Genomic DNA, 6,119 nt, shown 5'->3' with positions numbered 1-6,119 from the left:
GTTTGTCATCTTGTACATTGGTATTCGTGACTCATGCCGGACACACAACCCACAACCCCACAAAAGGGACTGTGACCGTGTGCAAAAAAACGGCATCATCACGATCAATGATCACGCTATTGAGTTCTCAAAGAACAGACGCTCATCAACCTTCTCACCAGCAGAAACACTCTGCCGGTTGCCTGGTTGAGGCTGTTGTTGGCGTTCTCCCCGGCGTGGGGCGAACGAGTAACTACTCTAGACCACGGTGAAACAGCCCCGCAACTCGAGAGGGGCACTTTTCATCGTGACGCCCACCACTCCTGGTCGGCTCGTGCTCCTCACCCGTGTGCGCGCCTGCGGAATCGGGCCGCCGCGGCGCTCCGTCACTCCTCCGGTTGCCCCCGCAGGTACTTGCCGAAGTGGGGCACCGTGAAGGCGATCCGCCCGCGCTCCCCCGAGTACACGAGCCCCTTCTTGATGAGCCCGTCCCGCGCCGGTGACAGCGATTGCGGCTTCCTCCCGAGCGCCGCGGCGAGGTCCTTCGTCGCCACCCCCGCCGGATCCCCATCCGTGCCCGCCACACCCTCGAGGTCCGCGAGCGCCCGCATGTACTCGCGTTCCGCCGGTGTCGCCCGCTCGTACCGGGACCCGAAGAAGCCGACCGCGAGTTCCGCCTGCGCCGCCGGCGCAGCAACCGCGACGTCCTCGGCGGTGATCGGACTGCCGGGAGCGACGTCCCACGCCGCTTTCCCGTAGGCCTGCACGAAGTAGGGGTACCCGTCGGTCGCCGTGTAGAGGGCCTCGAGCGCCTCGGCGGTGTAGTCGGCGCCCTCCTCGAGCGCCGGAGCCCGGAGCGCCCGCTCGGCATCCTCCCGTGCGAGGCGATCGATCCGGCGGTAGTGGAACAGGCGCTCGGAGTACGACTTCGACGCCGAGAGGACCGCCGGCAGGTGCGGCAGGCCCGCACCCACGACGACGAAGGGCAGTCCCTGCTGCGAAATCTCGTGGCACGCCGCGCACAGGGCGGACACATCGTCCTCGCCGAGGTCCTGCATCTCGTCGATGAAGACCGCGACCCCCTTCCCGACGTCCTGGGCGAGCCCGGCGATATCGGCGAAGAGTTCGACGAGGTCGATCTCGATGTCACCGGAGTCCGCACGTCCGGTCACCGCGGGGACGTCGATCCCCGGCTGCCACTTGTCACGGAGCTTCGACCCCTCGCCCGCGCTGCGCTGCGCGAAGGCCTTGAGCTCACCGAGAACGTGGCGCCTCGATTCCTCGTCCCGGATCGAGAGTTCCCGGACCGCCTGGTGGAGTGCCGCGGACAGGGGCCTGCGCAGATCCGCGCCCGGCCGTGCCTCGATCTTCCCCGTTCCCCACCGCGCACGCACGGCGGAGGACCGGAGGGAGTTGAGGAGGACCGTCTTGCCCACGCCACGCAGACCGGTGAGCACGAGGGAACGTTCGGGACGACCGCGGGCGATGCGTTCGAGCACCACCTGGAACATGTCGAGCTCGGCGTCGCGCCCGGCGAGTTCCGGCGGGCGTTGCCCCGCCCCCGGCGCATAGGGATTGCGAATCGGGTCCATGGGCCCACGCTACGGCCCTCTACCGCCTTCTAGCGCGAGCGACATACGGGTCACGCCCGGTCTGCGCCACCCGCGGGAGCCGTTTCGGCGCCTTCCGGAGCGCCGCCACCGCGTTCCTCGTCCCCGTCTTCGCCCTGGTCCTCGTCCTCGTCCTCGTCCTCGTACGACCGCACGTGCACCTTCTCGCCCTCGGAGGAGAACAGACTGATGACGTCGACCGGCCCGTCGCCGGTACTCCCGAACCAGTGACCGCGCAGGGTCGAGAACTCCGCGGCCTCACCCGCCTCGAGCACCGTGTCGTCCTCGTCGATGACGAGGCGCAGGCGACCGCTGAGCACGAACAGCCATTCGTGGCCCTCGTGGCGTTGGAGTTCCACCCGGGTGTCGTGGCCGGGGACGTGGATGCGATACGTACTGCGCCCGGCACGGTTCCACGACAGGGGTTGCACGAGGCGAGCACCCACGGCGAACTGCGGTCTCCGCACCCGTGGGTCCGCCGGCCGCGCGCTGCGCACGAGGTCGTCGAGCGTCGTGCCGTACATCTCGGCGAGCGGGAGGACGAGTTCCAGCGTCGGCCTCCGCCCGCCGGATTCCAGCCGGGACAGAGTGCTCACCGAGATCCCGGTCCGCCGGGCGACGGCCGCCAGACCGAGGTCCTTCCTCCCCCGCAACGCGCGCAGACGCGGGCCGACGGCGGCGATCGCCTCGGCCACCGTGCCCGAGGCACCGTCGTCCCTCTGCTCGTCGGTCACCACGTCCGTCCCCCTCCGTACTCGGCGCCGGTGATTCCGCGCCGCCCGCCCCCGACCTCTCAACGCCGCTCAACGGCGCTCGACGGCGCTCGCATCGTAGACCGGCCGGTCGCCCTTCTCGCCTCTGCGGAACCGGGGATCGATGCCATGAAACTGCGCCTCCTCGGCAGGTGGACCGACGATCTCACGGTGCTGTCGGACGCGCCCCTGGCGTCCGACCGGGTGGAGGAACTCGCGGGACTCGGAGCCACGATCGCACCGGTGCCGCTCTCCTCCGTCGCCGCCGGGACGACGGCGCTCCCGCACGGTGGCGCGACCATCGGGATGCCGCGGGTCCGCACCATGTTCGTCGACGGGACCACTGCCGAGTACGAAACCCTCATCGCCCACGCGGACGCGACTCCGAACAGCGGCTTCCTCGCCCCGCTCGCCGCTCTCGGTTCCACCACAGCCGAGGCCGTCACAGGCGGATCGGCCGGGCCCGCCGGGTCCTTCCTCGCTCCCGACGGCACGATCCCCGTCGACGCCATGAGCACGACCGCCGTACCGGGCGTGTGGGCCGCGGGAACGGTGACGGATCCGAGAATGCGGGCGATGAACGCAGCGGCAGCCGGAGCCTCGGCCGCGGCGATGATCACCGCGTACCTCACGCTGTCCTGAATCCGCACCGTCCCCGGTCGCGGAACGACTACCGTGGACGTCGCCCGCGACCGCGGCGCACGACCCGACCGAAGAGGACCCCATGGCCGAGCTGTACCCCGGACTCCACAACGACGCCGTCAAGAAGCGCCACATGCGGTACGCCCGGGCGCTCGTCGACGAGGGGTTCGGTTTCGACATGCTCGTCGACGAGGGCCGCGCCGGGGTCGAGGCGCTCGTGCGGAACGCGCTCGACCTGCCGGAGTTCCGCCTCGCGGCCCAGGCCTCGGGACTCGTCGCCCGCACCGCCGACGGCACCCTCGCCGCGGTCGCGATCGTCTCCGCGGTGAGCTACGACAACGGCACTGCCCTCTTCGTCCGTGCCCTCGCGACCGCCGAGGACTTCCGCAGCAAGGGACTCGCGACCGTGCTCCTCGGTCTGCTCCCGCAGATCCTCCCGCAGGCGGGGCTGCCCACGCGCGCGCTCCTCACCGGAGCGTGCCCCGAGACGCGGGCCTCGTTCCTCCACCGCGCCGGCTTCGTCGTCCTCGAGCCGGGCGATCCCTCGCCCTACTCCTTCGGTGGGATCGAGGAGGATCTGCTCGACACGACGGACCCCGCGGACCGCTGCTGGTTCTTCCGCGACGTGCAGTGACCGCACTTTTTCCGTACGCACGCGAACTTTTCAGTACTGTGGTGAACGATCGTTCGGCAGCGTTCGAGGACGAACGCTCCTGCCGCACCGTTCCGCGCCGCTCGGAACACCGGGCAGCGTCCACAGACTCGAAGGAGAGTTCATGTCACGTCGGTTCGAGAACAAGGTCGCGATCGTCACGGGCGCCTCTCGGGGTATCGGCCTCGGGATCGCACAGCGCCTCGTCGACGAGGGCGCGAAAGTCCTCATCACCGCCCGCGGCCAGGAGGCCCTCGATGCCGCGGTCGAACAGCTCGGCACGGACCGCGCCGTCGCCCTCGCCGGGAAGGCGGACAACCCGGAGCACCAGGACGAGGCCATCGCGAAGGTGACGGAGGCGTTCGGCCCCGTCGACCTCCTCGTCAACAACACCGGGATCAACCCCGTGTACGGCCCCATGATCGACCTCGACCTCGGTGCGGCCCGCAAGGTCGTCGAGGTGAACGACCTCTCGGCCCTGTCCTGGACGCAGAAGGTGTACCGGGCCTCGTTCGCCGAGCGCGGCGGATCGGTGCTCAACGTGGCGTCCGTCGCCGGCCTCGGCCAGCCCGAAGGGATCGGCTTCTACGGCTCCTCGAAGGCGATGCTCATCCACATCACCAAACAACTCGCGATGGAGCTCGGCCCGGACATCCGCGTCAACGGCGTGGCCCCCGCGGTCGTGAAGACGAAGTTCGCGGAGAAGCTCTACGAGGCCGGCGAGGAGAAGGTCGCGGCGAGCTATCCGCTCAAGCGCCTCGGTACCCCGGAGGACATCGCGGCCGCGGCCGCCTTCCTCCTCTCGGAGGACGCCTCCTGGATCACCGGCCAGGTCCTCGTCCTCGACGGCGGCAAGGGCCTCGTCGGCGGCGTCTGAACCCCCCAATCCCTCACCGGCCGAGGCGCCCCCACCGGGCACCCACCACCCCACCGAGGCGCGGAGACCGGGAATCCCGGCCCGCGCCTCGGCGTATGTGAGGCGCCGTCCGCTACTGCCCCTGGCGCAGCGGCCCGCCGATGACGACGGTCATGAGGGCGGCGAAGCCGACCATCGACACCCCGCCGTACAGGAGGAGCGCGTTGTCGAGCGGGTAGACGAGTGCCGCCCAGGCATAACCGGTGGCCATGCCCATGAAACGGGAGGTGTTGTGGATGCCGAACGCCATCGAGTTCTTCGCCGCCTTCGAGCGGGAGATCGAGTACGCCGCCGTGCTCTGCGCCGCGTTGAGGGCACATCCGATGACGACGAGGATGACGATGATCCCGACGACCCGCGTGACGACCTCCCCGGTCCCGGGATCCGCGCTCACCTCACGCCCGGTCCACCAGCCGAGGACGAGCGGAGCGGCGACGAGGACGACGAGACCGAGTTCGATGACGACCCGGAGCGAGTAGCGATCCCCCAGCCGGGCGATGAGACGGCCGGAGAGCGCCATCGCGAGGGCCATCGCGAACATGACGAAGCCGACGGGCCCGGGCGAGAGATGGAGCGTCTCCCCGAGGTAGAGCGGCATGCTCACGAGGCACACACCCATGATGAGCATCGTGGAACCGGCGGACATCGTCGCGCGCACGTACCGCCGTTCGAGGAGCGAGCGGGGCTCGAGGAGTCGCTCCGGGTGCCGGGCGGCGAGGAACACGTAGGTGGCGAGCAGGACCGAGGCGAGCACGCCGACCGTGAGTTCGACCCGCCAGTCCGCGCGCTGCCCGACGAGTGTCACCGCGAGCGACAACGAACCCATCGCGAGCATGAGGACGGTCATCCCGAGGCCGTTGATCGGGGCACGCGTCCCGGGCACCTGCGGGACGCGGAGGAGAACGACGAGTGCGACGACGGTGCACAGTGCCGCCTGGAAGACGAAGACCCCGCGCCAGCCGACGAGATCCGAGATGAGACCCCCGACCGGCGGACCGACCGCCTGCCCGACCCCGATCGCCGAGGCCCACGCCGCCATCGCCGCCGCCCCCTTCGAGGGGAACAACTGCACGAGGGCCCGTTGGACGCCCGGCGGGAACGTCGAGCAGGCGATGCCCTGGAGGACGCGCATCGCGACGAGCATCTCGAGGTTCATCGAGAACGCGGCGACGATCTGCGCGAGGACCATCGTCGCGAGCCCCAGACCGAGGATCCGGACGGTGCCGAACCGGTCGCACAGCCACCCGGTGAACGGCACGAAGATCACCATTGCGATGGTGAAGGACGCGACCGCGAGCACCGCCTGACTGTCGCTCGCCCCGAACTCGGTACGGATCCGGTGGAGCGGTGCGTTGATGACGTTGCCCGAGAGCGTGCCGATCGTCGTCGTCGCGAGCAGCGCGACGTACGCGAGCCCGCCCGGTTCCCGGGTCCCCGGCTCCCGCGCCACGTCCGTCATCGTCGACCAGCTCCGTCCTGTGATTCAGCTCTCCTCATGGTTATATCCCACCTGTGGGACCGGCCCCGGCACCGAGGGCCGGTGCCCTGCCCGCAGAGCCGCCGAGGCG

6 protein-coding genes are annotated in these 6,119 nt (G+C 69.9%); 3 read left to right on the top strand and 3 right to left on the bottom strand.

Annotation, left to right across the window (positions count from 1 at the left end):
• Positions 1–365: 365 nt before the first annotated feature.
• Together ABD172_RS09025 and ABD172_RS09020 are read right to left on the bottom strand one after the other, a co-directional pair.
• A complete protein-coding gene (locus ABD172_RS09025; protein ID WP_344308907.1) occupies positions 366–1,571 on the bottom strand; it encodes an AAA family ATPase in 1,206 nt (401 codons plus the stop codon).
• Positions 1,572–1,621: 50 nt separating this feature from the next.
• Positions 1,622–2,323, bottom strand: a complete 702-nt coding sequence (locus tag ABD172_RS09020) for a helix-turn-helix domain-containing protein (protein WP_344308905.1) — start codon at positions 2,321–2,323, stop codon at positions 1,622–1,624.
• 147 nt (positions 2,324–2,470) lie between these two features.
• On the opposite strand from ABD172_RS09020, the gene ABD172_RS09015 reads away from it, so the two are divergent.
• The 3 genes from ABD172_RS09015 (at position 2,471) to ABD172_RS09005 (ending at position 4,512) form a co-directional block, all read left to right on the top strand.
• The gene (locus ABD172_RS09015; protein ID WP_344308903.1) at positions 2,471–2,983 is read left to right on the top strand and encodes a hypothetical protein; all 513 of its coding nucleotides are present in this window, start codon (positions 2,471–2,473) and stop codon (positions 2,981–2,983) included.
• Between the two features lie 82 nt (positions 2,984–3,065).
• Positions 3,066–3,617: a GNAT family N-acetyltransferase gene (locus ABD172_RS09010; protein ID WP_344308902.1), complete on the top strand. Its 552-nt coding sequence runs from the start codon at positions 3,066–3,068 to the stop codon at positions 3,615–3,617.
• Between the two features lie 142 nt (positions 3,618–3,759).
• On the top strand, positions 3,760–4,512 hold the full coding sequence (locus ABD172_RS09005; protein ID WP_344308900.1) for an SDR family oxidoreductase: 753 nt from the start codon (positions 3,760–3,762) through the stop codon (positions 4,510–4,512).
• A 112-nt stretch (positions 4,513–4,624) separates the two neighbouring features.
• Here ABD172_RS09005 and ABD172_RS09000 read toward each other — a convergent pair whose 3' ends face one another.
• Positions 4,625–6,010 carry an MFS transporter gene (locus tag ABD172_RS09000; protein ID WP_344308899.1) on the bottom strand — a complete coding sequence of 462 codons (1,386 nt, stop codon included), beginning with the start codon at positions 6,008–6,010 and terminating at the stop codon, positions 4,625–4,627.
• Positions 6,011–6,119: the final 109 nt, after the last annotated feature.

Origin of the sequence: Brevibacterium samyangense, assembly GCF_039529845.1 — a bacterium.
In the GTDB taxonomy this organism is placed as follows: Bacteria; Actinomycetota; Actinomycetes; order Actinomycetales; family Brevibacteriaceae; genus Brevibacterium; species Brevibacterium samyangense.
The sequence above is the reverse complement of the archived record's forward strand: the minus strand, read 5'-3'. Positions and strand labels throughout refer to the sequence as shown.